The sequence below is a fragment of the Streptomyces sp. NPDC059853 genome (assembly GCF_042731495.1).
Taxonomy (GTDB): domain Bacteria; phylum Actinomycetota; class Actinomycetes; order Streptomycetales; family Streptomycetaceae; genus Streptomyces.
In genome coordinates, this window is the sequence record NZ_JBHWJL010000046.1 from 1 (window position 1) to 26,411 (window position 26,411).

At 72.9% G+C, this 26,411-nt stretch carries 24 protein-coding genes and 2 pseudogenes; 21 read left to right on the plus strand and 5 right to left on the minus strand.

All coding sequences use genetic code 11. The features are described 5' to 3' along the window. The 9 genes from ACFV5N_RS07740 to ACFV5N_RS07780 all read left to right on the plus strand — a co-directional run. A partial coding sequence (locus tag ACFV5N_RS07740; RefSeq protein ID WP_385595490.1) for a TadE/TadG family type IV pilus assembly protein occupies positions 1-481 on the plus strand: 481 nt, incomplete at its 5' end. After that, complete coding sequence (locus ACFV5N_RS07745) at positions 478-867, plus strand: TadE/TadG family type IV pilus assembly protein (protein WP_385595492.1); 390 nt, start codon at positions 478-480, stop codon at positions 865-867. The genes ACFV5N_RS07740 and ACFV5N_RS07745, both read left to right, overlap by 4 nt. 16 nt (positions 868-883) lie before the next feature. Next, entirely contained in the window at positions 884-2,230 is a 1,347-nt protein-coding gene (locus tag ACFV5N_RS07750) for a CpaF family protein (RefSeq protein WP_385595495.1), read from the plus strand. A gap of 20 nt (positions 2,231-2,250) precedes the next feature. Next, entirely contained in the window at positions 2,251-3,231 is a 981-nt protein-coding gene (locus ACFV5N_RS07755) for a type II secretion system F family protein (RefSeq protein WP_385595540.1), read from the plus strand. Between the two features lie 16 nt (positions 3,232-3,247). Next, positions 3,248-4,141 (plus strand): DUF5936 domain-containing protein, encoded by an 894-nt coding sequence (locus ACFV5N_RS07760; RefSeq protein ID WP_385595498.1) that lies wholly within the window; start codon positions 3,248-3,250, stop codon positions 4,139-4,141. A gap of 270 nt (positions 4,142-4,411) precedes the next feature. Continuing rightward, positions 4,412-4,618: a hypothetical protein gene (locus ACFV5N_RS07765; RefSeq protein ID WP_385595500.1), complete on the plus strand. Its 207-nt coding sequence runs from the start codon at positions 4,412-4,414 to the stop codon at positions 4,616-4,618. 59 nt (positions 4,619-4,677) lie between these two features. Continuing rightward, positions 4,678-5,208: a hypothetical protein gene (locus ACFV5N_RS07770; protein ID WP_385595503.1), complete on the plus strand. Its 531-nt coding sequence runs from the start codon at positions 4,678-4,680 to the stop codon at positions 5,206-5,208. A 37-nt stretch (positions 5,209-5,245) separates the two neighbouring features. Then, positions 5,246-5,866, plus strand: coding sequence for a hypothetical protein (locus tag ACFV5N_RS07775; RefSeq protein WP_385595506.1), 621 nt, complete (start codon positions 5,246-5,248; stop codon positions 5,864-5,866). Positions 5,867-5,871: 5 nt separating this feature from the next. Then, complete coding sequence (locus tag ACFV5N_RS07780) at positions 5,872-6,612, plus strand: OmpA family protein (RefSeq protein WP_385595508.1); 741 nt, start codon at positions 5,872-5,874, stop codon at positions 6,610-6,612. An 18-nt stretch (positions 6,613-6,630) separates the two neighbouring features. Here ACFV5N_RS07780 and ACFV5N_RS07785 read toward each other — a convergent pair whose 3' ends face one another. Continuing rightward, a complete protein-coding gene (locus tag ACFV5N_RS07785; RefSeq protein WP_385595511.1) occupies positions 6,631-8,415 on the minus strand; it encodes a serine/threonine-protein kinase in 1,785 nt (594 codons plus the stop codon). A 493-nt stretch (positions 8,416-8,908) separates the two neighbouring features. On the opposite strand from ACFV5N_RS07785, the gene ACFV5N_RS07790 reads away from it, so the two are divergent. The 5 genes from ACFV5N_RS07790 (at position 8,909) to ACFV5N_RS07810 (ending at position 15,093) form a co-directional block, all read left to right on the plus strand. Next, positions 8,909-9,664, plus strand: coding sequence for a prepilin peptidase (locus tag ACFV5N_RS07790; protein ID WP_385595515.1), 756 nt, complete (start codon positions 8,909-8,911; stop codon positions 9,662-9,664). Positions 9,665-9,831: 167 nt separating this feature from the next. After that, a complete protein-coding gene (locus ACFV5N_RS07795) occupies positions 9,832-10,635 on the plus strand; it encodes an isoprenyl transferase (RefSeq protein WP_385595518.1) in 804 nt (267 codons plus the stop codon). Between the two features lie 377 nt (positions 10,636-11,012). Further along, positions 11,013-12,347, plus strand: a complete 1,335-nt coding sequence (locus ACFV5N_RS07800; protein WP_385595521.1) for a PhoH family protein — start codon at positions 11,013-11,015, stop codon at positions 12,345-12,347. 399 nt (positions 12,348-12,746) lie between these two features. Further along, complete coding sequence (locus ACFV5N_RS07805) at positions 12,747-13,460, plus strand: transglycosylase SLT domain-containing protein (protein ID WP_385595524.1); 714 nt, start codon at positions 12,747-12,749, stop codon at positions 13,458-13,460. A 160-nt stretch (positions 13,461-13,620) separates the two neighbouring features. Further along, positions 13,621-15,093: an AI-2E family transporter gene (locus ACFV5N_RS07810; protein WP_385595527.1), complete on the plus strand. Its 1,473-nt coding sequence runs from the start codon at positions 13,621-13,623 to the stop codon at positions 15,091-15,093. 22 nt (positions 15,094-15,115) lie between these two features. Here ACFV5N_RS07810 and ACFV5N_RS07815 read toward each other — a convergent pair whose 3' ends face one another. Continuing rightward, entirely contained in the window at positions 15,116-16,960 is a 1,845-nt protein-coding gene (locus ACFV5N_RS07815; protein WP_385595529.1) for an alpha/beta hydrolase, read from the minus strand. A gap of 355 nt (positions 16,961-17,315) precedes the next feature. Between ACFV5N_RS07815 and ACFV5N_RS07820 the strand changes: the two genes are divergently transcribed. The 3 genes and pseudogenes from ACFV5N_RS07820 to ACFV5N_RS07830 all read left to right on the plus strand — a co-directional run. Next, positions 17,316-17,840, plus strand: coding sequence for a PadR family transcriptional regulator (locus tag ACFV5N_RS07820; RefSeq protein ID WP_019434823.1), 525 nt, complete (start codon positions 17,316-17,318; stop codon positions 17,838-17,840). Then, positions 17,837-18,514 (plus strand): ABC transporter ATP-binding protein, encoded by a 678-nt coding sequence (locus ACFV5N_RS07825; RefSeq protein WP_385595532.1) that lies wholly within the window; start codon positions 17,837-17,839, stop codon positions 18,512-18,514. Before ACFV5N_RS07820 ends, ACFV5N_RS07825 begins: the two co-directional genes overlap by 4 nt. Positions 18,515-19,158: 644 nt before the next feature. Further along, positions 19,159-19,422 (plus strand): annotated as a pseudogene (locus tag ACFV5N_RS07830) (FtsX-like permease family protein); the annotation flags it as partial. Positions 19,423-19,598: 176 nt separating this feature from the next. On the opposite strand, the gene ACFV5N_RS07835 reads toward ACFV5N_RS07830, so the two are convergent. Next, complete coding sequence (locus ACFV5N_RS07835; protein ID WP_385595543.1) at positions 19,599-19,922, minus strand: hypothetical protein; 324 nt, start codon at positions 19,920-19,922, stop codon at positions 19,599-19,601. 643 nt (positions 19,923-20,565) lie between these two features. On the opposite strand from ACFV5N_RS07835, the pseudogene ACFV5N_RS07840 reads away from it, so the two are divergent. Next, a pseudogene (locus tag ACFV5N_RS07840) lies at positions 20,566-20,805 on the plus strand (FtsX-like permease family protein); the annotation flags it as partial. A 178-nt stretch (positions 20,806-20,983) separates the two neighbouring features. Next, positions 20,984-21,388, plus strand: a complete 405-nt coding sequence (locus ACFV5N_RS07845) for a cytidine deaminase family protein (RefSeq protein WP_385595545.1) — start codon at positions 20,984-20,986, stop codon at positions 21,386-21,388. A 23-nt stretch (positions 21,389-21,411) separates the two neighbouring features. Here the strand turns inward: ACFV5N_RS07845 and ACFV5N_RS07850 are convergent, their stop codons facing one another. Together ACFV5N_RS07850 and ACFV5N_RS07855 are read right to left on the minus strand one after the other, a co-directional pair. Continuing rightward, a complete protein-coding gene (locus ACFV5N_RS07850; protein WP_385595547.1) occupies positions 21,412-21,702 on the minus strand; it encodes a hypothetical protein in 291 nt (96 codons plus the stop codon). A 60-nt stretch (positions 21,703-21,762) separates the two neighbouring features. After that, complete coding sequence (locus ACFV5N_RS07855) at positions 21,763-23,232, minus strand: hypothetical protein (protein WP_385595550.1); 1,470 nt, start codon at positions 23,230-23,232, stop codon at positions 21,763-21,765. Positions 23,233-23,313: 81 nt separating this feature from the next. Between ACFV5N_RS07855 and ACFV5N_RS07860 the strand changes: the two genes are divergently transcribed. Beyond that, positions 23,314-24,723 carry a protein kinase gene (locus ACFV5N_RS07860; protein ID WP_385595535.1) on the plus strand — a complete coding sequence of 470 codons (1,410 nt, stop codon included), beginning with the start codon at positions 23,314-23,316 and terminating at the stop codon, positions 24,721-24,723. Between the two features lie 56 nt (positions 24,724-24,779). Further along, the coding region (locus ACFV5N_RS07865) for a fumarate hydratase (protein WP_385595538.1) at positions 24,780-26,411 on the plus strand (1,632 nt) is incomplete at its 3' end.

Sequence of the window (26,411 nt, forward strand, 5' to 3'; positions counted from 1 at the left end):
GCTCCGGGACGGCGCCGGGCCCGCGCCGTCCGGGCACCGCGCGCTCCCCGCCCGCGCCGCGCGCCGCGCCCCCTTCACCCGGGCCGTCCCCTCCACCCGGCCCGCCGCGCGCTCCGTGCGCGCCGCCCGGTCCGACCGGGGCGCCGTGCTCGTCGAGTTCGCCGGGATGTTCCCCCTCATCCTGCTGATGCTCGCGGTCGCCCTCCAGTGCGCCGTCATCGGCTATGGCTTCCACCTCGCGGGCAACGCCGCCGACGAGGCCGCCCGCGCCGGGGCCGCGGCCGGCGGCGGCGAAGGCGCCTGCGGCGAGGCCGCCCGCGCCCACATCCCCGACTCCTGGTCGATGAGCGTGTCCTGTCCGCTCCAGGGAGAGGTCCGGCAGGCCCGCGTCGAACTCCGGGTGCCGGTGCTCTTCCCCGGCGCGTTCAACCTCCCCATCACCATCTCCGGCACCGCGGGCGCCGTCGAGGAGGGACCGTGAGGCGCCGGGCCCGCACCCCCCGCACCCCCCGCACCCCGCGCGGCGACCGGGGCGTCACCGCCGTCGAGTTCGCCGGCTGGCTGCCGCTGCTGCTGATCGTCGCGCTGGCCGCGCTCCAGCTCGGCATCGCCGGCTACACGGCACTCCAGGCCGGATCGGCGGCCCGCGCCGCCGCCCGTACCGCCTCCCAGGACGAGATCGCCGACCTGTACCAGACCAGCGGGCGGGCCGCGATGAGCGGCTGGCTGGCGGCGAACACCCGCTTCGAACTCTCCGCCTGCGGCGACGAGGCCACCGTCACCGCGCACGTCACGGTGCCCTCCGTCCTGCCCTTCCTGCACAACCTCGGCGAGGCCAGCAAGACGGTGACCATGCCATGCGACTGACGAAGGGAGGCCGACGATGGGCCTGAGAGCACGCGTCCACGCCCAGCAGGAACCGGGGGCCGGCCCCGGACCCGGCGACCAGGACCGCCTCGTCGCCGTCTACCGGGCCAAACTGCTGGAGGAGATCGACCTCGCCGAGATGTCGGCGCTCTCCACGGCCGACCGCCGCGACCGCCTGGAGCGCGTCCTCGGCCACATCCTCAGCCGCGAGGGACCGGTCCTCTCCACCCAGCAGCGCGCCCTGCTCATCCGCCGCGTCGTCGACGAGGCCCTGGGCCTCGGCATCCTCGAACCCCTGCTGGAGGACGCCTCCATCACCGAGATCATGGTCAACGGACCCGACCAGATCTTCGTCGAACGCTCCGGCCGCGTCGAACAACTGCCGCTGCGCTTCGCCTCCGAGGAACAGCTCATGCAGACCATCGAACGGATCGTGTCCACCGTCAACCGCCGCGTGGACGAGTCCAACCCGATGGTCGACGCCCGCCTCCCCACCGGCGAACGGGTCAACGTCATCATCCCGCCGCTGTCCCTCTCCGGCCCCGCCCTCACCATCCGCCGCTTCCCGCGCGCCTACGCCCTCGCCGAACTCGTCGGCTTCGGCACCCTGGACGAGCACCTGGTGCTGCTGCTGGCCGGACTGGTCCGGGCCAAGCTCAACATCATCGTCTCCGGCGGCACCGGCTCCGGGAAGACCACGCTCCTCAACGCGCTCTCCGGCCTGATCCCCGAGGGCGAGCGCATCGTCACCGTCGAGGACGCCGCCGAACTCCAGCTCCAGCAGAGCCACGTCATCCGCCTGGAGTCCCGGCCCCCCAACATCGAGGGCAAGGGCGAGGTCACCATCCGCGACCTGGTGCGCAACTCCCTGCGCATGCGCCCCGACCGCGTCATCGTCGGCGAGGTGCGCGGCGGGGAGACCCTCGACATGCTCCAGGCCATGTCCACCGGCCACGACGGCTCGCTCGCCACGGTCCACGCCAACAGCGCCGAGGACGCGCTGCTGCGCCTGCAGACCCTGGCCTCCATGTCCGAGATCAAGGTCCCCTTCGAGGCGCTGCGCGACCAGATCAACAGCGCCGTGGACGTCGTGGTCCAGCTGGTGCGGCACCCGGACGGCACCCGCCGCCTCAGCGAGATCGCCGTGCTCGCCTCGCACGGCCGGCAGCCGTTCACCCTCGCCACCGTCGCCGAGTTCCGCGCCGAACCGCTCACCCCCGACGGCACCGTGCACGGCCGGTTCCGGCACTACCCGATACCGCGCGCCATCGCCGACCGGCTGTACCTGGCGGGCGAACAGATCCCGCAGGCGTTCGGCGTCCACCTGGACGACAGCCAACTGGCCACCAGAGAGGCGCGGTAGTGGCAGCAGTCGAAGCGCAGATGGGCATCGCCCTGGACAGCGGCGCGGCACGGGTCACCCTCAGCCTGGCGCTGGGCGCCCTGGTCCTCGCGGTCGCCGGTTTCTACGTGTACGCCACCGGCCGCGCCGCCCGGCGCGCGCTGCTGACGCGGCTGTCCGCCGGTCCCGACGGCGCCGGCCACACCGGGCCCGGTGCCGCGGGGACCGGGGAGCGGGACCGCCCCTTCGGCGCCCTCGACCAGCGGCTGCGCGGCACCCGCCTGGGCCGGTCGATCCGGCTGAAGCTCCAGTCCACCGGCCTGGAGCTGACGGCGGGCGAGTACGTCGCGTACGTCCTGGGCGCGATGGCCGCGCTGTGGGCGGTGGGCCACGTACTCCTCGCACCGTTCTTCGGGCCGGTCTTCGGCCTGCTCGCGGTCTGGGGCGGCAACGCCTTCCTCGGCTGGCAGCGCACCAAACGCACCGAAAAGTTCATCGGCCAGCTCCCCGAGCTGGCCCGGCTGATCGCCAACGGCACGGCTGCGGGCCTCGCGCTGCGCACCGCCCTGTCGATGGCGGCCGAGGAGATGGACGACCCGGCCGGCGCCGAACTCGCCCTGGTCGCCAACCAGCTCACCGTGGGCCGGTCCCTGGACGAGGCGCTGGGCGAACTGGGCGAGCGGCTGCCCTCGCGCGAACTGAACGTCCTGGTCACCACGTTGATACTGGCCAACCGGGCGGGCGGCTCCATGGTCGGCTCGCTGCGCAATCTGACCGCCACCCTGGAGGAGCGCAAGGAGACCCGGCGCGAGGTGCGCACCATGCTCGCCGAGGTCAACGCCACCGCCGTCACCGTGCCGCTGCTCGGCCTGGGCGCGCTGCTGATGATCAACGGCATGGCGCCCGGCGCGCTGGGCCGGGTCACGGCGAGCCCGGGCGGCCAGATCGCGATGGTGATCGCGCTGGCCCTGTACGCGGTCGGCTTCCTGGTGGTCCGCCGCTTCGGCCGGATCGACGTCTGAGAAAGGGCGCTGACGCATGCTCGCACTGCTGCTCGGCCTGGCGATGGGGGCCGCCGTCCTCGGCATCGTGACCGCGGTACGGCTGCTGCGCACGCCCTCGCCGCTGCCGCCCGACCTGGCGCTCGCGCTGGAGATCGGCGCGACCCGGGTCACGGTGGCCGGGTCCGCCGTCGACCGGCTGGGGATACGCTTCGCGCCGCTGGTGCTGCGGCTGATGGGTCCCGAGCGGGTGGAACGCAAACGCCGCAGGATCGACCAGGCCGGCAACCCGCAGGGCCTGACCGTGGAACGCTACGCGGCCCGGCGGGCGGTCTACGGCCTCTTCGGGACGCTGCTGACGCTGATCTTCCTCGGCAACGGCTGGCCGTTCTTCGCCCTGTTCGCCCTCGCCTTCGGCGCGTTGGCGGCGGACGCGGTGATCTGGCAGAGCATCAGGGAACGCCGGGACGTCATCGACCGCACGCTCCCCGACTTCCTCGACGTGCTGGCGGTGGTCGTCTCCGCCGGCCTCGGCTTCCGGCAGGCGCTGGAGCGGGTCTCGGCCCGCTACGAGGGGCCGTGGGCGGACGAGATCCGCATCACCCTGCGCCAGATGGACATGGGCGTCTCCCGCCGCCAGGCGTTCGACGACCTGCGGCGCCGCAACGACTCCGAGCCGGTGAACCAGTTCGTCACGGCCCTCCAGCAGGGCGAGGAACTCGGCGCGCCGATCGCCGACACCCTGGTGCAGATCGCCACGGACATGCGCCGCACGGACGCCCAGAACGCCCGCCGCCGCGCGGCGAAGGCGATCCCCAAGGCGACGCTGGCGACGCTGGTGTTCATGGTGCCGGCCACGATGATCGTGATCGTGGCGGGGATGATCCTCGGCTCCGGCACGAACATCACGGACATCCTGAACGGCCGCTGAACCCGGCCCCCGCGTCCCGCCCGGCCACGATACGGTGCCTTTGCCGAGGTCTCCCTGCCCAACTGGCCCCGGGTGTGGCACAGTCAGTGCCGACAGGTGTGTGTACGGGTTGGCCCGCGGCGAGCGGGAGGGGGTCGGGCATGCTGCGTCCACGCTTCAACCAGGCGTCTTCCGGGCAGAGTCACTCCCCGGGCCCCGACGCCGGGCACATACCACCTCGGGGCATGAGCATGCCGGCCGGAACGGGGCTGGCCGGGGGAAAAGGACGCCATGAGCAGGATGCTGCTGAACTGGAGAAAGACGGTCGTCACCCACCTGACGACCCGCCGCTACACCGACCGCGGCGCGGGCTTCGTGGAGTACGCCGGCCTGCTGCTGCTGATCGCGGCGATCGTGGCAGCGATCTTCAGCCTCGGTCTCGACAACGTCATCGCCCAGGCGATAGACGGTGCGGTGCAGAGCGTGACCGGCCGCTGAGCCGAGGCCCGCGTCCCCACGGCGACCGCGGGGCGATCTTTCCGCTCTACATCGCGATCGTGACCACCGTCCTGCTGGCGGCCTTCCTCTTCTTCGTCTTCGCACAGGCTGCGGTGACCCGCAGTGGCGGACAGTCCGCCGCCGACGCCTCGGCGCTGGCGGCGGCCAGGGAGTCGCGCGACCATCTGTACGAGCTGTTCCGCGACGCCGTCCAGGACGGCGACGATCTGGCGGACGTCCTGGAAGGGCTGGACTTCCGTACGGATGCGGCCTGCGCGGATGCGGCGCCCCGGCTTGCCGGGCAGAACAACGCGCGGGTGATCTCGTGTGCCGCGGACCAGGCGCGGACCGGCTACACGGTGGAGGTCGAAACGCTGGACACCGTGGGCGAGTCCTTCATCCCCGGCACGGAGAGCCAGACGGCGACCGCCACCGCCACGGCCGTGGTCGCGGCCCGGTGCGAGGCCCGGTCCGAGGAGGAGGAACGGATCGAGCTGGACTGCGACGAGCGGAACTGGGCCTTCGACCCCCGGGAGGACGGCGAACTGCCGGAGGCCCGGGATCTTTTCCAGGTGTACCTGGACGACTGACACGCAATGAGTTGAACGCAAAGGACACCTAAACCCCATGGACCTCCGAGACAGCAAGTCCCGTCTGATCCTGATCGTGATAGCGCTGGGGGCAGCCCTGGTGATCGCGGTCGCGAGTTGCTCCGGTGGCGGGGACGGTGACGGGGGAGGAGACGGCGGCGCGGCGTCGAGCGACACCGGAGGCGGCTCCGGCGGGACCGACGACAAGCCGGACGACAAAGAGCCCGAGGGCGGCGGCGAATCCGGCCCCGAGGACAACACACCGCTGGCCGAGGTGACCGGCCAGGGCGGGGTCCGGCTCACCATCACGTCCGCCGAGCGGGACGCGGGTGGGTTCTTCACCGTCTCGGGCACCCTGACCAACGACGGGTCGGAGCGCTTCCTGGAGATCGGCTGGCGGGGCGACGAGCGGGAGCTGACCAACAACGGCTTCTCGATGGCCGGTTCCTCGGTGGTCGACAAGGTGGAGGGTAAGCGCTACCTGATCCTCCGGGACACCTCGGGACGCTGCCTGTGCACCCAGTTCGGCAGTGGCCTCAACCCGGGGGACAGCGTGGAATGGTTCGCGCAGTTCCCGGCCCCGCCGGACGATGCCACCGAACTGGAATTCAACATCGGCAACATGCCGCCCGCCCCCCTCGAGATTTCGGCTGGTTGATGGTGATGACGGAATATCCGAAGCGGCCCACCCTCAGGACGGCGACCGCCACGGCTGTGGCCGGTGTGGTGGTACTGCTGTGCCCGGGACATGCCCTCGCCGACGAGGGCGACGAGGAGTTCGAGCAGCCACCGGGCTACGAGGCCCCGGCGGTGCCGGACATCGACGCGAACGCGCCCGGCCTGATGCTGGGTGACGGAGCCACGCTGGCCGAGCCCCGGGTGCTGGACATCAAGTTCATCACCGAGGACACCGGCGGAGGCGTCCAGGACCCGCCGCCGAACAGCGGCGGCAACAACGAGGATCCGCCCGCCGACCCGGGGACTCCGCCGGAGCAGGAGCCCGAACCGTCCCCGGGCGGCGAGCAGCGCGAGGAACGTACCGGCGGCCAGCACAAGTTCACGCTGCAGACCGACGTGGTGTTCGGCAAGAACAGTGACGAGATCACCGAGGAGTCCCGGGCCGCGCTCGCCGAGGTGGCCGCCGCGATCGACGAGCACCAGCCGGACCAGGTCAACGTCTTCGGCTTCACCGACAACCTGGGCTCGTACGAGAACGGCGTGACCCTGTCCGCCAACCGTGCGCGCAACACCCAGACCGTGCTGCTGGAGCTGATCGAGGACCCGTCCGGCATCACCTTCAACGTGCGCGGCTACAGCGAGGACTATCCGCTGTACGACAACAGCACCGAGGAGGGCCGGCAGAAGAACCGCCGGGTGGAGATCTCCTGGCCCAGCGGCAACTGAGCGACCCGGCGCCCGGCGTCAGGTGTTCGGCTTCCACTGGGTGACGGTGGTGAGGTAGCTCCGCAGATCCCGGTTCTGCGGGGCGGCCTCCACCGTGTCGATCCACAGCAGGACGACCGTCCGTTCCTGCGTCTCCACACAGATCCCCATGCCCTCGCGGAGCGTGGTGTCGCTGAGGATGTCGTCGATGGTGATGGGGTTCGGCACATTCGATGCGTGCGCGGCCGCGTAGCACTCCTCGGCGGTGGGATCCGGGTCGTCGATGGTGCCGACGAAGGCGTTCTTGTCGAAGGTCATCCCCTCGCCCAGCACATCGGGCTTGTTGCAGTGGAAGTAGTTGATGTGCGTGTCGTGCGGGAGGTAGTCCATGCTGCCCAGCGCCGCCTCGCTGCTGGAGGTGAGTTCCTCCAGGTTCACCCGGGTGGCGTTGGCTCCGTAGCAGAAGCCGGCGGCCACCCGGGTGTCCTCGTGGTAGAGGGGCGCCTTGATGGTGAGGGGCACCTCCGACGCGGTCAGCCGGTACGCGCCGTCCGTCTCCTGCGGCGGGGCGTCGCCCCGGTCCGGTGTGCCGGTGTCGCTCCGCTCGCCCTCCGGCTCCGCTTCTCCGCCGCCGGGGTCCTCGGCCGCGGGGTCCGGCCGCGTTCCGTCCTCGGGTGGGCTGCCGGCTTCCGGGGACGCGGGGGTGCCGGAGTCCCTCAGCAGCGCCGCCGCCGTCACGCCGCCCGCCGTCGCCGCCAGCACCGCGGTGGTGGCCACCGCGATCGCCAGGGTGCGGCGGGACCGGCCCCCCGACGCGCCGGACGGTGCCGGTGCCGGGGTGGCGGCCGTGCCCGGGGCCGTCTCCGGCGGGAGCGGCGGCGGGGTGGGGGCGTCCGGCGGGCGCAGGGTGCGGCGCTGCGAGACCTGGGCGGCCAGCGCCGGGGGCAGCCAGCCGTCCTGGCGCTGCAGGGTCTGGCCGGGGGACAGGGCCCGGCACATCTCCACCACCTGCGCGGGGCCGGGCCGGTCCGCCGGGCGTTTGGCCAGGCAGGCCGCGATCAGCGGGCGCAGTGCCTCGGGGGCGGCGCCCAGATCGGGGTCCTCCTGGACGATGCGGTACATCAGCCCGTGCGCCCCGCCCTCCCCGAAGGGGTGGCCGCCGGTGGCCGCGAAGTGGGCGACGATGCCGAGCGCGAACAGGTCGGTGGCCGGGCCGGCCGGCGGGTTGCCGGTGATCTGTTCGGGTGCCATGTACGCGGGGGTGCCCACCCGGACGTCGGTCCCGGTCAGCGCGGTGGTGTCGGCGGCCTGCGCGATGCCGAAGTCGATCACCTTGGGGCCCTCGGCGGACAGCAGCACATTGCCCGGTTTCAGGTCGCGGTGCACCACGCCCGCCCCGTGGATGGAGGCGAGCGCTTCGGCGACCCCGGCCACCAGCAGCAGGACGGTGTCCAGCGGCAGCGGCCCGTGCCGGCGTACCGCTTCGGCCAGCGAGAAGCCGGGGATGTACGCGGTGGCCAGCCAGGGGGCGGCGCCCTCGGTGTTGCTGTCCAGCACGGGCACGGTATAGGGGCCCTGGACGCGCCGGGCGGCGCGGACCTCGGCGGCGAAGCGGCGCCGGAAGTCGGGGTCCTCGGCGAACTCGCCGCGTACCACCTTGAGCGCGATGGGCTGTCCGCCCCGGGTGTAGGAGAGGTAGACGGCCCCCATGCCGCCCGCCCCGATCCGGGCCCGCAGCGTGTAACCGGCCACCTCCCGCGGGTCGGTCGGGCCCAGCGGGCCGAACGGTGGCTGGGGCGGCGGGTGTTCGTCGTGCGCGGCCATGGAGTCCCCCCTGGCGGTGACGGCGTACGGGCGTACCGGCGCATGGTAGCGGGGGCCGGTGCGCGACACCGCGCGCCGTACCGGCCGCCCGCCGCCCCCCGTCGGCACAGATGCCCCTTCGAACGTGTTTCCCCCCGGGGATCCGGGCGGCCCGGCGAGGACCGTTACGGCCCGCCGTCCGCGCCCTCACCTGCGGCCCCCCGACCGCGAACCGGTGCCGCCGGATCACCGTCGGTAGTGGGAGAGAAGGGCTTCTGCGAAGGGGGTCACACTCTCCTGTCACGTACGGTAGGGTTCCCTTCAGTCAGTCACGCTGACACCGAAACTGCCAGCGTCGTCACTCCCACCCCGGCGACGTCTGGCGGGGCGGACCGTGAGCCACCCCCCCCGCTCCGGTCCCCCCATACAAGCGGGCCGGTCTGCCCTCCCCCCCACTCGGGCGGACCGGCCCGCAGTATGTCCGCGCCCCCGCCCAGCCCGTACGCTCGGCCGGGTGCATGCGCTGCTGATCCTCGCCACCGCCGGGTACGGAGCCCTGACCGGCTCGCTCCTCGCCCGGCCCCGTTACCGGCTGACCGTGGAACCGGAGGAGCCCTGGCGCTCCGCCTGCCCGGCCGGTCATCCGCTGCCGCCGCCGTGGCAGGGCGGCTGGCTCGGCACCGCGCGCTGCGACCGGTGCCCGCCCGGTGCCCGCCGCTACGGCACTCCGGCGCGCGCCCTCGCCCTCACCCTGTGGACGGCCGCCGTCTGCGCGGCGCTGGCCGCCGCGACCGGCCCCCGCCCCGAACTCGCCGTCTGGCTGCTGGCCGCCCCGCCCGTCGTGCTGCTCGCCTCGGTCGATCTCGCCGTGCAGCGGCTCCCCGACCCGCTGACCCTCCCGCTGGCCGCCGCCCTGCCGGCCGCCCTGGGCCTGGCGGCCCTGGCGCCCGCCGCGGCGGGCAGCTGGCCGCGGGCCCTGCTCGGCGGGCTCGTGCTGGGCGCGGTCTACTTCGTGCTCTTCCTCATCAACCCGCGCGGCATGGGGTTCGGTGACGTCAAGCTCGCCCTCCCGCTGGGCACCGCGCTCGGCTGGTACGGCTGGGACGTGGTCTTCTTCGGCACCTTCACCGGTTTCCTGCTGGCCGCCGGGTACGGGCTGGCGCTGGTGCTGGCCCGCCGCGCCACCCGCAGGACGGCCGTGCCGTTCGGTCCGTTCATGGCCCTGGGCGCCCTGGTGGCCCTCCTCCTCGGAGGACTCGCCGCCTCCTGAATCCGGCTACTGGCGCACAGCACCCACTTCTATGCGTTACGGTGGAATACCCCCCCCTCGGGCCGGTCCGTATCCCCCCCACGGACCGGCCCGCTTTCTGTTCCGGCGCCGCCCTGCCCTACAGTGCTGAGTTCCGGCGGCTCTGGGTGTGTGCGAGGGGATGCGGCGTGACTGATCAGGGGATCTTCGACAGGGGGCGGAACAAGGTCCGCCGTCTGTTCGTGCGGCTGTACGCCCGCCGCGAGAAGGGCAAGCTCGGGAAGCTCGGCACCGACAGCGTGCCCAAGCACATCGGCGTCATCCTGGACGGCAACCGCCGCTGGGCCAAGGCCGCCGGGGGCACCACCAAGGACGGGCACGAGGCGGGCGCCGCCAAGATCCAGGAGCTGCTGGGCTGGTGCGCCGAGACCGACGTCAAGGTGGTCACCCTGTGGATGCTCTCCACGGACAACCTGGCCCGGCCCGCCGAGCAGCTCGATCCGCTGCTGACGGTCGTCGAGGGCGCGGTGCGCGATCTGGCGGCGGACGGCCGCTGGCGGGTCCACCACGTGGGGGCCCTGGACGTGCTGCCCGAGCGCACCCGTACCGTCCTCCAGGAGGCGGAGGAGGTGGCCGGAAAGCGCGAGGGGATACTGGTCAATGTCGCCGTCGGCTACGGCGGGCGGCAGGAGATCACCGACGCGGTGCGCTCGCTGCTGGCCAAGAGGGCCGCGGACGGCCAGACGCTGGAGCAGGTCGCCGAGTCGCTGGGCGTCGAGGACATCTCCGAGCATCTGTACACCCGGGGCCAGCCCGACCCGGACCTGGTGATCCGCACCAGCGGTGAGCAGCGTCTCTCCGGTTTCATGCTCTGGCAGTCCGCCCACTCCGAGTACTACTTCTGCGAGGCGTACTGGCCGGCCTTCCGCAAGGTCGACTTCCTGCGGGCGCTGCGCGACTACGCCGCCCGGCACCGCCGCTTCGGGGTCTGAGGGGCCGGCCGGGCGCTCGGGCGCCCGGCCGTACGGGCCGCCGGGACCGGTGAAGACGGCGATCCATCCGGTTCTACCCTCTCGTTCCTTCGGTCACCATCCCGGGTCCGCCGAGTGGGCATGGGAGGGTGCCGTCCGAGGGGTTGTCCGCATGAGATGCGAAGGCAGCGGGCATATTCATCGCGGATCGGGCGTCAGCCCCGTCCGCCGGGAGGCCCGTTTGCGTACCACGGACATGGACCAGGGCCGGTACCCGGCCCGTGCGTGCCATGGGTCCCATGGAGGCGGCGGGCCCACGCCGGCCAGCAGACGCCGGGCGTCGCACGTACCAGCGGCGCCGCGTCATCCACACCTCTCCCGAGGGGGTTCGTCCACACGTGGTGACCAGCAAGAAGCGCCTGAGCGACCGGCGCATGTACGTCCTCGACACCAGTGTCCTCCTGGCCGACCCATCGGCGATGACCCGCTTCGACGAGCACGAAGTGGTGCTCCCGGTGGTCGTCATCACCGAACTGGAGGCCAAGCGCCACCATCCGGAGCTGGGGTATTTCGCCCGGCAGGTGCTGCGCAGGCTGGATGAGTACCGGGTGCGCTACGGCCGCCTCGACACCCCGCTGCCCATCGGCGATCTGGGGGGCACACTGCGGGTGGAGCTGAACCACTCGGATCCGGCCATTCTGCCGCCGGCCATGCTGACCGGCCGCGGGCAGCTGCTGGACAACGACACCCGCATCCTGGCCGTCGCCCGCAATCTCCAGGCGGAGGGGCACGATGTGACGGTGGTCTCCAAGGACCTGCCGCTGCGCATCAAGGCGTCCTCGGTCGGTCTGGCCGCCGAGGAGTACCGGGCCGAGCTGGCGATCACCGACTCGGGCTGGACCGGGATGATGGACATCACACTGCCCGGCGAGACGGTGGACGAACTGTTCACGTCCGAGAGTGTGTTCGATCCCCAGGCGGCCGAGCTGCCGGTGCACACCGGTCTGGTGATCTCCTCCGAGCGCGGGCGCGCGCTGGGCCGGGTGGCGCCGGAGGGCCGGGTGAAGCTGGTGCGCGGCGACCGCGAGGCGTTCGGCATCCACGGCCGCAGCGCCGAGCAGCGGGTCGCTCTCGATCTGCTGCTCGACCCGGAGGTCGGCATCGTCTCGCTGGGCGGCCGGGCCGGCACCGGCAAGTCGGCGCTGGCGCTGTGCGCGGGACTGGAGGCGGTGCTGGAGCGCCGTCAGCACCGCAAGGTGATGGTCTTCCGTCCGCTGTACGCGGTCGGCGGCCAGGATCTGGGGTACCTGCCCGGCACCGAGGCCGAGAAGATGAACCCGTGGGCGCAGGCCGTCTTCGACACCCTCTCGGCGGTGACGAGCCGTGAGGTGATCGAGGAGGTGGTGGCGCGCGGCATGCTGGAGGTGCTGCCGCTCACCCACATCCGGGGCCGGTCGCTGCACGACGCGTTCGTCATCGTGGACGAGGCGCAGTCGCTGGAGCGCAATGTGCTGCTGACGGTCCTCTCCCGGATCGGCCAGGACTCGCGAGTGGTGCTCACCCACGACGTGGCGCAGCGCGACAACCTGCGGGTCGGACGGTACGACGGCGTGGTGGCCGTGGTGGAGAAGCTCAAGGGGCACCCGCTCTTCGCGCATGTGACCCTGACGCGCTCCGAGCGCTCCCCGATCGCGGCCCTGGTGACCGAAATGCTGGAGGAGGGGCGGGTTTGACCGTCCGTCCGCGCTGAGGGCGTCACCCGTCCGCCGCTGCTCCATAGTGGCGGGCGGGTGAAGCGCAAGCCCCGTTCGGATGACTGCCCATGTGACCTTTCCCACATCGAGCTGAATTGCTTCCCGCTCCACGTTTCCGGCAGTGTGTGCGTCTGTCAGGCCCCGCATACGGCACCGCCGCACCGCCATCGGCGCGGCACAGCACAGCGTTTGACAACTGAACAGCCGTCCGCCGTATGCCGCCCGAAGCACCACGCGGACCCCTGCCGACACGGAGGGGGCCGCCGGGCCCGTGCCTTCAGCGACCCGCTGGTCCGTTCAGCGGTGAAGGCCCGCGCCAAGGGGCACGATTGCGCCCGTGGGGGTCACCCGGACGGGCGATGGTTGGAAGGAAACCGTGTGAGCCGGATTTCGGTCCGGGGATTCGCCGTGGCGTCTGCTACCGCGGTCACCACCGTCGGTGCTGCCGTCGGTGTTGCCTCGGGAGACGAGCAGGGCGGCGTCAGCGACATCGAGTTCGCCGCCGCCGACGCGACGCTGCTGGCGGACATACCCGCTGCCCCGAATGCCCAGCTGCACACCGCGTCGCTGGTCCAGCAGGCGGAGTCGCAGGCGGACGTCGCGGACGTCCAGACCCGCAAGGCGGCCGAGGAGGCCGCGCGGGTACAGGCCGCCTCCGACGCCCAGGAGCGCCGCGAGCGTGCGGAGCAGGAGGCCCGGGAGCAGGCGGAGCGCGAGGCCGAGGAGCAGCGCCAGCGCGAGGCGTCGGAAGCGGCCAGCAGGGCCGCCCAGCGGGCCTCGGCGCCCGTGCAGTCCTCGTACACCAAGGCGGAGATCCAGGCGATCGCCCGGGACATCGTGGCGGCCGACCAGTTCCAGTGCTTCTCCACGATCGTGGAGCGCGAGAGCGGCTGGAGCCACACCGCCACCAACCCCTCCTCCGGCGCGTACGGCCTGATGCAGGCCCTGCCCGGTTCGAAGATGGCCTCGGCCGGTGCGGACTGGCAGACGAACCCCGCCACCCAGATCCGCTGGGGCGTCAACTACATGAACGAGCGCTACGGCAGCCCGTGCGGCGCCTGGGAGTTCTGGCAGGCCAACCACTGGTACTGACCTTCCCGTCGGCATCCGGCGCCCGAGCCCTCGCGACATCCCCGTACCGATCACGGTGCGGGGATGTCCGCTTCTGTGCACGCAACCCCGTCCCGCGCCCGGCGCAGGGTAACGTCGGGGCGCGACCGCGGTGCGAAAACTGGGGGAAGAGGGAAACGGGATGTCTGGAGTGAGCCGGTTCAAGGCCGGCATGGCGCGGATCAACTCGCGCGTGTCGGCCTACCGGGCCGCGGCGGAGCGCGAGATACAGCGCCGCGAGCGGGAGGCCGAGGAGCGGGTGGCCCGGGACGCCGTGGGGGAGGACGGCCTGGCGGTCGGCCAGGAGAACCTGCGGGCCCGGGTCCGGCGGACCGTGGCGCCGGACGTACCGGAGGCGGTGGCCGAGGAGCCCCGGGAGGCCGAGGGCGGCGGCGCGGCCGGGGGAGAGGGTGGCTACGGGCCCGGTGCGCCGCCGCCGGCCGGCCCGCCGGAGCGCCCGGCGCCGGACGCGGTGATCCCGTGGGGGGTACGGGTCGCGGCCGAGGCGGGGTGGCGGGTGCTGGTGCTGGCCGCCGTGGTCTGGGTGCTCATGCAGGTGGTGTCGGCCATCAGCCTGCTGGTGATCTCGTTCGCCGCCGGGCTGCTGATCACCGCGCTGCTCCAGCCGTTCGTGGGCCGGCTCAAGCGGTGGGGCCTGGGCCGGGGCGCGGCCACCGCGATCACCTCCATCGGCGGCTTCGTGGTGATGGGCGGCGTCGGCTGGTTCGTGGTCTGGCAGGTGATAGAGAACACCGACCGGCTGGTGGAACAGGTCCAGGACGGTATCGACCAGCTGCGCGACTGGGTGCTCCAGCTGCCGTTCGGGGTGACCGAGGAGAACATCAACGAGACCGTCGACAATCTCAACACCTGGATCACCGATCACAGTGACGAGCTGACCTCGGCGGGTCTTGAGGGCATCAACTACCTCACCCAGTTCCTCACCGGCGCCGGCCTCACCCTCTTCGTGACGCTCTTCCTGCTCTACGACGGCCGCGGGGTCTGGTACTGGTTCCTCAAGCTGGTGCCCGCCCAGGCGCGGGACGGGGTGGCGGGCGCCGGGCCGCGGGCCTGGATCACGCTGACCGGCTATGTGCGCGGCACGGTGCTGGTGGCGCTGATCGACGCGGTCGGCATCGGCATCGGGCTGTTCGTCCTGAAGGTGCCGATGGCGGTGCCGCTGGCGGTGATCGTCTTCCTGTCGGCGTTCGTGCCGCTGGTGGGTGCCATCGCCTCGGGCGCGCTGGCGGTGGTGGTGGCGTTCGTGACGCACGGTGCCGTCACCGCGCTGATCGTGCTCGGTGTGGTGCTGCTGGTGCAGCAGATCGAGGGCCACATCCTCCAGCCGTTCATCCTGGGCCGGCTGGTGCGGGTGCATCCGCTGGCGGTGGTGCTCGCGGTGACGGCCGGCACGCTGCTGGCCGGTATCCCGGGCGCCGTGGTGGCGGTGCCGCTGGTCGCGGTCAGCAACACGGTGGTCGGCTATCTGCGGGCGTACCAGGCGGAGGCCGATCTGCGGGACGGGCGGCACGGCCCCGGCGGGGCGACGATAGCGCCGCTGGCCCCGGTGAAGCCGCAGCCGCCGATAGACGCTCCGGGCCCCGACCGCCCCTGAGGCCCCCGGCGCGCGGGAGTCGCTATCCGGCCCAGCCGTGCTGGGGCGGGTGGCGCTCCTCCAGGAGGACGCTCAGCGCGTCCGTCTGCGGCTGGCTCCATCCCTCGGAGGGCGCGATGTACGCCCAGCCGTCCACCGGGTTGGAGCCGTACCGGTGTCCGTGCGGTGCCGGTGACCCGTACGAGACGGCCATGTCGACCGTGGTCTGCCAGAAGGTGACGAACGGGAACCAGTCGATCTGCGAGGTGACGTCCGGGCCCAGCGGCTCGTTCATCCACTCCGGCCGCTGGAAGAGCAGGTCGGGGGACCACCACACCACCGGGTCCGAGGCGTTCTGGAGGTAGATCACCCGGGGTTCCTCCCAGGGGCCCGGCTCCAGCAGCAGGTCCCGTTCGGGGAACTGGGCGAACCGTACGTGCCGTCCGCCGTCGTACACCGGCCGCCACACCGGGCTGCCCGGGTCGCGGTGGTCGGTCAGCTCGCGGTGGATGGGGGCGAAGTCGGGCGGGCCGACCAGCAGCGCGCCGTCGGTGCGGGCCAGCAGGTCGTCGAGTCCGTCGAAGGCGTCCTCGATGGCGGTGACGGCGAGGGATTCGCCGAAGACGACGAGCTTGGGGCGGTCGTCCTCGGGCAGCCGTGACCAGTGTTCCCACACGGCGTCGACCAGTTCGCGGGTGGCCTTGCCGGCTTCCTCGCGGTCCACCACGAAGGAGGCCCAGCTGGGCAGGTAGGAGTACTGCATGGTGACGACGGCGGTGTCGCCGCCGTGCATGAACTCCAGCGCCTCCACGGTGGTGGGGTTGATCCAGCCGGTGCCGGTGGTGCCGGCGATGGCGAGCACGTCGCGGTCGAAGGCGCCGGTGCGCTCCAGTTCGCGCACCGCCAGCTCGGCGCCGTCGGCGTACTCGTCGTAGGCGGCGCGGCCCACGTACACCCGGATGGGGGCGAGCGCGGGTTTCCCGGTGAACTCGGAGATCTCCTCGGTGGACAGGACCGTTCCGGTGAAGGTGCGGCCCTTGTTGCCCAGGTCCTCCCAGGGGACGAGGGAGTCGGGGCTGCCGGAGACCATGGGGGAGTAGGGGCGCATCACCCCGTCGTCGGTGCTGCGGTCCTTGGCGGCCGACAGCCGGTCGGCGATGGTGAGGACGCCCCGGTCCCAGACGACGTCGCGGGTGCCGTAGACGACGATGACGCTGGTGGCGGCGAGGCCGAGGGCGACGGCGGCCGGCCAGGGCAGTCCGATGTGGTTGAGCCAGCGGGTGATGAGCCGGGTGAGCAGCCGGATGGCGCGGGCGACGGCCACGAACAGCACCAGCACCCCGAGCGAGATCAGCGCGATCATCAGGGAGTGCCAGGTGAGGGTGGGCGGCAGCTCCTGGAGGCGGCGCAGTTCGCGCTGCATGTCGGCGCTGCGGCCGAGCATGATCGCGACGGCGAAGGGGAGCAGCAGTTCGTAGGCGAGCCAGGCGCGGGCGCGGTAGCGCGGCGGGGGCTGCCAGGGCAGCAGCCGGTAGAGCGCGGAGGCGGTGGAGCCCAGGCCGTAGCCGATGGCGGCGGTGATGCCGCCGATGGCGCCCTGGTAGTACCAGGGGCGGGGCACCAGGGAGGGGGTGAGGGAGAGCCAGAAGAAGAAGGTGGCGACCAGGCAGGCGGTGAGGTCGGGCCAGCGGCGCATCAGCCATTCGGAGCTGGGGCGGTCCCAGTAGGGCTTGCGGGCGTAGGCCAGGGCGAGGTCGCGGGTGCGGCGTGCGGCGCCGCGGGCGAGTGCGCCGGCGCGCGCGGTGCCGGCTCCGCCGCGGTGCTCGGCGCCGTCGGCCGGGGACGGGGCGGGCCGCTCGTCTCCGTTGTCCCCCGTGGTGTGCTGCATGGGCTGTCTCCGACCGCTCCCTATGGCGTGACTGACCGTGTCCACGCGCCAGTGGGACAGACGCAGCGGCTGTGGGCCGAGTTGCTTCATTCCGTATTGAACAAACTACAGGTTTCGACGGAATCCAATCGGTTGCCCTCGCGACGGCACGGGGCCGGCGGGCCGCCGGGGCCGGCACCCGCGGGGGCGTGCCGCGTACGGCGCCGGTGCGCACCCCGTTCACCCGCCGGGCGGTCAAGGGGTGCGGCGAGCCTCGCAGTTGAGCCGAGCCGGGGGAGTTGATCATCAGTGCAGGTCAGCCGCTATGCATCTCACGTATACACATGGTTTATACGTGGTGTGTATAGTGACCGGCATGTCCATCGGTCACACCCTGCTCGCCCTCCTCGAAGCCGGACCCAGACACGGCTACGACCTCAAGCGCACCTTCGACGACCACTTCGGCCAGGACCGCCCCCTGCACTACGGGCAGGTCTACTCGACGATGTCCCGGCTGCTGAAGAACGGCCTCGTCGAGGTGGACGGCATCGAGGCCGGCGGCGGCCCCGAACGCAAGCGCTACGCCATCACCGACGCCGGCGTCACCGACGTCGACGGCTGGCTGCGGACACCGGAGAAGCCCGAGCCGTACCTCCAGTCCACCCTCTACACCAAAGTCGTCCTCGCCCTGCTCACCGGGCGCGACGCCAACCAGTTGCTGGACACCCAGCGAGCCGAACACCTGCGGCTGATGCGGCAGCTCACCCGGCGCAAGAGCGGCGGCGACCTCGCCGACCAGCTCATCTGCGACCACGCCCTGTTCCACCTCGAGGCCGACCTGCGCTGGCTTGAGCTCGCCGCCGCGCGCCTGGACCGGCTCGCCAAGGAGATCCACCCGTGACAGCCCTGCTCACCGCGAAGGGACTGCACAAGTCCTACGCCAGCACCCCCGCCCTGGCCGGCGCCGACTTCACCATCGACGCCGGTGAAGTCGTCGCCGTCATGGGCCCCTCCGGCTCCGGCAAGTCCACCCTGCTGCACTGCCTGGCCGGTCTGGTGGCCCCCGACGCCGGCAGCGTCCGCTACCAGGGCCGCGACCTCGCCGGCCTCTCCGACGCCGAACGCAGCGCCCTGCGCCGCAGCGACTTCGGCTTCGTCTTCCAGTTCGGCCGGCTCGTCCCCGAACTGAGCTGCGTCGAGAACGTCGCCCTGCCGCTGCGGCTCACCGGCACCAAGCGCAAGGAGGCCGAGGCCCGCGCCACCGAGTGGCTGGCCCGGCTGGAGGTCGACGACATCCGCCACCACCGCCCCGGTCAGATCTCCGGCGGCCAGGGCCAGCGCGTGGCCGTCGCCCGCGCCCTCGTCGGCAACCCCCGGGTCGTCTTCGCCGACGAACCCACCGGCGCCCTCGACTCCCTCAACGGCGAGCGCGTCATGGAACTCCTCGTCCAGGCCGCCAAGGAGAGCAGCGCGGCCGTCGTCCTGGTCACCCACGAATCCCGGGTCGCCGCCTTCTCCGACCGCGAGGTCGTCGTCCGCGACGGCAAGGCCCGCGACATGGCGGGGGCGGTATGACCACCCCCGTCTCCGTGTGGGCGCGGGACCTGCTCATGGGCGTCCGGTTCGCCGTGGCCGGCGGCCGGCCCGGCTGGGCCCGCACCACCCTCACCGCCGTCGGCGTCGGCCTCGGCGTGGCCCTGCTGCTGCTCGCCGCGTCCGCGCCCCACGTCATCAGCGCGCGCGATGCGCGCTCGGACGGCCGGGAACCCGTCTGGTACGAGGAACTGCCGCCCGGCAGCGACACCTTCCGCTACGAGAGCCTGGGCACCACGTACTACGGCGCACACGTGCGCGGCTACCTCCTCCAGCCCGACGCCGGCAAGGACACCACCGCCACCCCGCCGCCCGGTGTGAGCGCCTTCCCCGGCCCCGGCGAGATGGTCGTCTCCCCGGCCCTGCAGCGGATGCTCGACGGGCCGGGCAACGCCCTGCTGAGCGAACGGCTCGCCGCGTGGGAGATCACCGGCACCATCGGCGACGCCGGACTCTTCGGCCCCGCCGAACTCGCCTTCTACGCCGGCACCGACAGCCTCTCCGACACCTTCGCCGACGGCACCCCCAGCGACAACCGCAGCAACGCCTTCGGCGTCACCTACGGGTCCACCCCGCTGCACCCCATGCTGATCCTGCTCATCCTGGTGATCTGCGTGGTGCTGCTCATGCCGGTGGCCGTCTTCATCGCCACCGCCGTACGGTTCGGCGGCGAACGCCGCGACCAGCGGCTGGCCGCGCTGCGCCTGGTCGGCACGGACCTGCACAGCACCCGCCGGATCGCCGCCGGGGAGGCGCTGGCCGGTGCGGTGCTCGGACTGGCCGTCGGGGTGGGGCTCTTCCTGCTGCTGCGCTCCCTGGCCTCCCGCATCAGCGTCGCCGGGATGAGCGCCTTCCCCGGCGACTTCGTGCCCAGCTGGCCGCTGACCGTCCTGATCCTGGTCGCCGTGCCGCTGTCCGCGGTCGCCGTCACCCTGTTCGCGCTGCGCGGCGTCGCCATCGAACCGCTGGGCGTCGTCCGCGACAGCGTGCCCCGGCCCCGCCGGCTGGGGTGGCGGATGGTGCCGGCCGTCCTCGGACTGCTGCTGCTCCTGCCGCTGGCCGGCTCCTACTCCGCCAGCGGCGACGGCGCCCGGGAGATCCAGGCCGGAGCGGGCATCGTGCTGGTTCTCGTCGGGGCCACCGCGTTCCTGCCGTGGATGGTCGAGCGATGCGTCGGCGCCCTCCGGGGCGGCCCCGTCTCCTGGCAGCTGGCCGTGCGCCGGCTCCAGCTCGGCAGCGGGCCCGCCTCCCGCGCGGTCAGCGGCATCACCGTCGCCGTCGCCGGGGCCATCGCGCTCCAGATGCTCTTCGGCGGGGTGCGGGACGAGCAGACCTTCGAGACCGGGCAGGACACCGAACGGGCCCAGGTCCAGGTCGTCGCCTTCGGCATGGCCTACCGGGACAGCATCCGGATGGTCGGCGAACTCGCCGGGAAAAACGGCGTGGACGAGATCTCCGCCCTGTACTCCGGCTCGGCCGCCGGCCTCGCGGACCGCGACAGCACGGACGGACGGTACGTCCTGGACGTGGTGATCGCCGACTGCGCCACCCTGCGGCAGATGGCCACCCTCACCGAGTGCGCGGACGGCGACGCCTTCCTCGCCTCCGACCCCGACCCGGAGACCGCCGCCGCCTACCTCCCGCTGCCCGCCCCCGGCGACACCGTCGACGTGAACCTCGACTCGGAGGGCAACCCGTACCCGGAAGGGCCCGGGCTGTGGACCGTCCCGGACGGCATCGAGGAGGTCGAGGCGGTCCCCTACGCCTCCGGGGCGGTGATGCACGGCATCCTGGCCACACCCGCGGCACTGGACGGCTCACTGATCGTCCACGGCCACACCGAAGGGCTGATCCGCCTCACCCCCGAGAACCGGGCCGATACCGTCGAGGAGTTGCGCACCGCCGTCTTCGGGCTGCCCGGAAGCCCCTATGTGTGGGAGCTGCAGTCGCAGGGCGTCTCGGACGAGTTCGTCGCCGTCCAGCGCGGGCTGCTGGTCGGATCGATCGCCGTCCTGGCCCTCATCGGTGCCAGCATGATCGTCTCCCAGCTGGAGCAACTGCGTGAGCGCAAGCGGCTGCTGGCCGCCCTGGTGGCCTTCGGCACCAAGCGGTCCACGCTCGGCGCCTCGGTGCTGTGGCAGACCGCCGTGCCGGTCGTGCTCGGTCTCACGGTGGCCAGTCTCGCGGGCACCGTCCTGGGCGTGGTCCTCATGCGCATGGTCGGCCTGGAGGTCAGCGACTGGTTCGGCTTCCTGCCGATGGCGGCCGCCGGTCTGGTGGTCATCGCGGTGGTCACCGCCGCCAGCATGCCGCTGCTGTGGCGGCTGATGCGGCCGGAGGGCCTGCGCACGGAGTCCCCGCCCCGGGCCCCGCGCCCGGCCCCGCCCCCGGGCCACCACCGGTACCGCGACCGCGTGGTGGCCCGCGGCGCGCGCCGGTACGGTACGGACCGTGGACCACAGCGAGTTGATCACCGAGGCGCTCTCCGCCCTCCGCCCGCACCGCGTCGGGGACCGGCTCTTCGGCGACGTCGCCTCCGTCCTGGTGACCGAGGCGGGCCACCCCTACCGGGGCGTGTGCATCGACACCCCGTGCGGCACCGGCTTCTGCGCCGAACACGCCGCCGTCGCCGCGATGGTGACCGCGGGGGAGTACCGCATCGCCGAGATCGTGGCCGTCTGGCGCGACGAGGCGGGCCGCCCCCACGTCCTGCCGCCGTGCGGCCGGTGCCGGGAGTTCCTCCGCCGGATCGACGACGCCAATCTGGACACCCGGGTCGTCCTCGGCCGTACCCGCTCCGCCCCGCTGCGCGACCTGCTCCCGGCCCACGCCTGGCCCGAACCGCTGGACGGCTGACCCCGCGACGGGGCCGGCCGGGCTCAGTCCGCCGGCTGCGACTCCAGCCGGCGCCACAGCTCCAGCGCCCGGGTCAGCCGCCCGGCGCGCTCCCGGATGGCCCGGACGTCCTCCCGGGTCACCGCGTCCGCGTGCGCCTGGAGCAGCCGTTCGTGCTCGCTGCGGATGCGCTGGAGCGCCCGCGCCCGGCGGGGGCTGGTGCGCGGCATGGCCAGTCCGGCCAGCGCCTCGTCCAGCTTCTCCAGGTCCTGGCGTGCCGCCAGCGCGGGCACCTCGGCCCGCGCCCGCTCCTCCGCCAGCTGCTGCGGCGTCATCCGGGCCAGCTTGCGGGCGCGGGCCGCCGCCGCCCGGTCCCGGCGGGGGGGCGGGGTGGGTTAGAAGAACGTCTCCCGCACCAGCAGCCCGATCGGCAGCAGGCCGACCAGCACGATGATCATCCACGGCGACACCCAGCCGCCGCCCCGGCCGGAGCCCCCGGCCGCCAGGTCGTCCCCGTCCCCGTCTCCGTCCCCGTCCCCGCCTCCGGCGCCGCCCCCGTCCGGTACCGGCGCACCCAGCGCGTCGAGCAGCGCGTCCAGCGAGCCGGCCACGAAGTCCTCGCCGCTCGCCCGGGCCGACCCCGCCAGCCGGACGAACCCCTCGTCACCGGCCACCGACGTCCCGCTGATGTGCCCGCCGTGGTACGGGGAGACCCGGTAAACCACCACCCGGCGGTCCTCCTCCGGCAGCGTCCCCCAGTCGACGCGCTCGGCGAGCAGCCCGGCCAGCTCCGTGTCGTCCCCCGCCCACGGCAGATCCTCGCCCAGCTGCAACGCCAGGACGTTCTCCGGCAGGAACGCCACCTTCACCGGCCGGCCGGCCTCGCTCAGCGCCCGCTCGTACTCCGCCTCCCGGTCGAAGCCGGGCACGCCAGGATGCACCACGAGGGACTGCCCGCCGAGCTGCTCGCCCGTCCGCGTCAGCAGATCGGTCTCCGCCAGCGCCGAGGCCAGCAGTGCCAGCCGCCCCGGCATCTCCGCCACCGGTACGGCGGTGATGGCGCTGCCGCCGACCACGCTCACCAGGTCGTTGATCGCGTACGGCACGTCGGGCCCGGTGGCCATCACGGCGGAGAAGTCGTCGTCCTCGAACTGGAGCAGCAGCGCGGCCCCGTCGTCCGCGAGGCCCTCCGCCAGGGCGGCCATGGTCGCGTCGGTCGGCCCGCTCACCCCCGAGACCAGGGCCACCCGCAGCCCGGGCACCTCCGCGAAGGTGGCGGCCAGCAACTCCTCGTCCAGGCCGGGGAACGCCTCGGTGACCGCCGGGTCCACGTAGTACCCGCCGTCCTCGGCCAGCGCGTGCACCCCGGGGGTGATGTCCTGGTCCAGCAGATCGGGCAGGGTCAGCAGGAAGTTGCCCTCGTTGATCCCGACCCGGTCCATCTCCTCGTCGAACAGGGCCCATTCGTCCAGGGACAGACCCACCGTGGTGGTCTGCTCGCTGCGGTCCGGGCTGTCGGACAGCGCGCTGCGCACCTCGCTGTGCACCATGTACACGCCGGGCTCGCCGACGGCGGCGGCCAGTTGCTGGGACGCGGCGGCGTCCTCCCCGATCTCCTCGGTCACGAACGCCATCCGCACCGTGGTCGCCGCCCCCGCGTACCGGGCGCGCAACAGCTCCACCAACTCCGGGGAGACGCCCGCGTAATCCTCGGCGACCCACACCGTCTCACCGCCGGACAGCGCCTCGATCGCCTCGTCCAGCTGCCCGGCCGCCCGCGCGGGCGGAGCGGTGAGCAGGCCGCACGCGACCAGCACACCCAGTACGCCCGCGAGCCGCGCTCTCCAGCCGCCGGTGACCCTCATCCCGCCCCCCTGTGCCGTATTCCTGTGGAATGCTAAGCCCGCGAACTGACAAGCGGTGCGGAAGGGCGGGAACGGGGCGCCATGGCGGTCGGGGATCTTCTGGACGGCCGTTACCGGCTGGTGCGCAAGCTCGGCGAGGGCGGCATGGGCCAGGTGTGGCAGGCGCACGACGAGCGGCTGCGCCGCGACGTGGCCATCAAGACGGCCACCGACGGCGCGGACAGCTCCCTGGTGCGCCGGCTGGAGCGCGAGGCGATGGCGGTCGCGCAGCTCGCCCACCCGCACATCGTCACGGTGCACGACATGTTCACCGGCACGTTCGAGGGCGGCTCGGCCGTGATGCTGGTGATGGAGCTGGTCCCGGGCGAGTCCCTGGACCGTACGCTCGCCGGCGGGGCGCTGCCGGTGGAGCGGGCGCTGACCTGGGGCGCCCAGATCGCCGACGCGCTGTCCGCCGCCCACGCGCCGGGGGTCGGCATCGTGCACCGGGACCTCAAGCCGGCCAATGTGATGATCACCCACGACCGGGTGAAGCTCCTGGACTTCGGGATCGCGCATCTCGCCGAGGGCATCGGCGAGCGCCGCCGCACCTCCCTCACTGCCACCGGCACCGCCATCGGCACCCCCGACTACATGGCCCCCGAGCAGTGCACCGGCGGCGACATCAGCGGCGCCACCGACCTGTACGCGCTGGGCTGCGTGCTGTTCGCGATGCTCACCGGCCGCACCGTCTTCCCGCCCGGCGGCACCGTGATGCAGGTGATGTACCGGCAGGTCAACGAGCCGCCGCCGCAGCGCCCGCGCGAACTGCGGCCGGAACTGGCGCCGGAGGTGGACGAGCTGGTGCTGGCCCTGCTGGCCAAGGACCCGGCCGCCCGGCCGGAGGGCGCCGCCACCGTACGCGACCGGCTGCTCGGCCTGGCCGCGCCGCGGCCGTTGCCCGACCCCCGGGTGGCGAGGGCGGACGCTCCCGCCGCCCCGCACACCCTGCGGCTGGCTCCGGCCGGCCCGGCGGACCAGGAGCCCGCCGATCGGATCCCCACCGGCCACCGCGCCCCCGGGCCCCCGGTCCGGGACGCCCGCCCCGAACCCTCCGTGCAGGACGCCCGCCCCGCGCCGCGGACGGCCGCCGGGCCCGGTCCCGCCGACCCGGCGGCCGAGCAGGCCGAGCCGGCTGAGCAGGCCGAGCAGGCCGAGGCCGTTCCGCCCCGCCCCGCCGAGGTCCTGCGCACCCGCACCCAGGAGGCCCTGGCCGCCCAGCAGGCCGGCAACACCGCCGCCGCCGGAGAGCTGTGGATCGCCCTCATACCCCGGCTCGCCGAGTACTACGGCCCGGACGGCTGGCCCACCGAGCGCGCCTGCGTCCAGCTCGGCCGCCTCGGCCACCCCCGGGCCGCCGCCCTCGTCCGGGAGCTGGAGACGGCCTACGGCGCGCGCCGCACCCGCCGGGCCCGCAAGGCGCTATCCGGCCGACCCATCCCGCTGGGGTGACACCGGGGCCCCGTACCCTGGAACGGCTCTACCGCCCCGGACCTGTGGAGATGACGATGTCTGCCAGCCCCGACTTCCGCTACACCGATCTGCTCCCGGTCGGCGAGGACGACACCCCCTACCGGCTGGTCACCGCCGAGGGCGTCAGCACCTTCGAGGCCGGCGGCCGCACCTTCCTCACCGTCGAACCCGAGGCGCTGCGCCGGCTGGCGGCCGAGGCGATGCACGACATCTCGCACTATCTGCGCCCGGGGCACCTGGCCCAGCTGCGGAAGATCCTGGAGGACCCCGAGGCGTCCCCGAACGACCGCTTCGTCGCCCTCGACCTGCTGAAGAACGCCAACATCGCCGCCGCCGGCGTCCTGCCCATGTGCCAGGACACCGGGACCGCGATCGTCATGGGCAAGCGCGGCCAGCAGGTGCTCACCGAGGGCGAGGACGCCCGCGCGCTCTCGCAGGGCATCTTCGACGCCTACACCAAGCTGAACCTGCGCTACTCCCAGATGGCGCCGCTGACCATGTGGGAGGAGAAGAACACCGGCACCAACCTCCCGGCGCAGATCGAGCTGTACGCGGAGGACGGCGACGCGTACAAGTTCCTCTTCATGGCCAAGGGCGGCGGTTCGGCGAACAAGTCCTTCCTCTACCAGGAGACCAAGGCGGTGCTGAACGAGGCATCGATGATGAAGTTCCTGGAGGAGAAGATCCGCTCGCTGGGCACCGCGGCCTGCCCGCCGTACCACCTGGCGATCGTCGTCGGCGGCACCTCCGCCGAGTACGCGCTGAAGACCGCCAAGTACGCCTCGGCGCACTACCTGGACGAGCTGCCCGCCGAGGGCTCGCCGGACGGGCACGGCTTCCGCGACCGGGAGCTGGAGGAGAAGGTCTTCGAGCTGACGCAGAAGATCGGCATCGGCGCCCAGTTCGGCGGCAAGTACTTCTGCCACGACGTGCGCGTGGTGCGGCTGCCCCGGCACGGCGCCTCCTGCCCGGTGGCCATCGCGGTGTCCTGCTCCGCCGACCGCCAGGCCAAGGCCAAGATCACCGCGCAGGGCGTGTTCCTGGAGCAGCTGGAGACCGACCCGGCGCGCTTCCTGCCGGAGACCACGGACGAGCAGCTGACCGACGACGACGTGGTGCGGATCGATCTGACCCGCCCGATGGACGAGATCCGCGCCGAGCTGTCCCGCCACCCGGTGAAGACCCGGCTGTCGCTGACCGGCCCGCTGGTGGTGGCGCGCGACATCGCGCACGCCAAGATCAAGGAACGCCTGGACGCGGGCGAGGAGATGCCGCAGTACCTGCGCGACCACGCCGTGTACTACGCGGGCCCGGCCAAGACGCCCGAGGGGTACGCCTCCGGCTCCTTCGGCCCGACGACGGCCGGCCGGATGGACTCCTACGTCGCCCAGTTCCAGGCGGCGGGCGGCAGCCACGTCATGCTGGCCAAGGGCAACCGCTCGGCCCAGGTGACCAAGGCGTGCGCGGAGCACGGCGGCTTCTACCTCGGCTCGATCGGCGGCCCGGCCGCCCGGCTGGCCCAGGACTGCATCAAGTCGGTGGAGGTCCTGGAGTACGCGGAGCTGGGCATGGAGGCCATCTGGAAGATCGAGGTGGAGGACTTCCCGGCGTTCATCGTGGTCGACGACAAGGGCAACGACCTCTTCACCGACCCGGCCCCGGACCAG

Excerpts from the sequence above, each read along its gene's own strand:
- ACFV5N_RS07750 (WP_385595495.1), top strand. The coding sequence starts at position 884 with ATGGGCCTGAGAGCACGCGTCCACGCCCAGCAGGAACCGGGGGCCGGC.
- ACFV5N_RS07755 (WP_385595540.1), top strand. The coding sequence starts at position 2,251 with ATGGGCATCGCCCTGGACAGCGGCGCGGCACGGGTCACCCTCAGCCTG.
- ACFV5N_RS07760 (WP_385595498.1), top strand. The coding sequence starts at position 3,248 with ATGCTCGCACTGCTGCTCGGCCTGGCGATGGGGGCCGCCGTCCTCGGC.
- ACFV5N_RS07765 (WP_385595500.1), top strand. The coding sequence starts at position 4,412 with ATGAGCAGGATGCTGCTGAACTGGAGAAAGACGGTCGTCACCCACCTG.
- ACFV5N_RS07775 (WP_385595506.1), top strand. The coding sequence starts at position 5,246 with ATGGACCTCCGAGACAGCAAGTCCCGTCTGATCCTGATCGTGATAGCG.
- ACFV5N_RS07780 (WP_385595508.1), top strand. The coding sequence starts at position 5,872 with ATGACGGAATATCCGAAGCGGCCCACCCTCAGGACGGCGACCGCCACG.
- ACFV5N_RS07785 (WP_385595511.1), bottom strand. The coding sequence starts at position 8,415 with ATGGCCGCGCACGACGAACACCCGCCGCCCCAGCCACCGTTCGGCCCG.
- ACFV5N_RS07810 (WP_385595527.1), top strand. The coding sequence starts at position 13,621 with ATGTCTGGAGTGAGCCGGTTCAAGGCCGGCATGGCGCGGATCAACTCG.
- ACFV5N_RS07815 (WP_385595529.1), bottom strand. The coding sequence starts at position 16,960 with ATGCAGCACACCACGGGGGACAACGGAGACGAGCGGCCCGCCCCGTCC.
- ACFV5N_RS07820 (WP_019434823.1), top strand. The coding sequence starts at position 17,316 with ATGTCCATCGGTCACACCCTGCTCGCCCTCCTCGAAGCCGGACCCAGA.
- ACFV5N_RS07835 (WP_385595543.1), bottom strand. The coding sequence starts at position 19,922 with ATGCCGAAGGCGACGACCTGGACCTGGGCCCGTTCGGTGTCCTGCCCG.
- ACFV5N_RS07850 (WP_385595547.1), bottom strand. The coding sequence starts at position 21,702 with ATGACGCCGCAGCAGCTGGCGGAGGAGCGGGCGCGGGCCGAGGTGCCC.
- ACFV5N_RS07855 (WP_385595550.1), bottom strand. The coding sequence starts at position 23,232 with ATGAGGGTCACCGGCGGCTGGAGAGCGCGGCTCGCGGGCGTACTGGGT.
- ACFV5N_RS07860 (WP_385595535.1), top strand. The coding sequence starts at position 23,314 with ATGGCGGTCGGGGATCTTCTGGACGGCCGTTACCGGCTGGTGCGCAAG.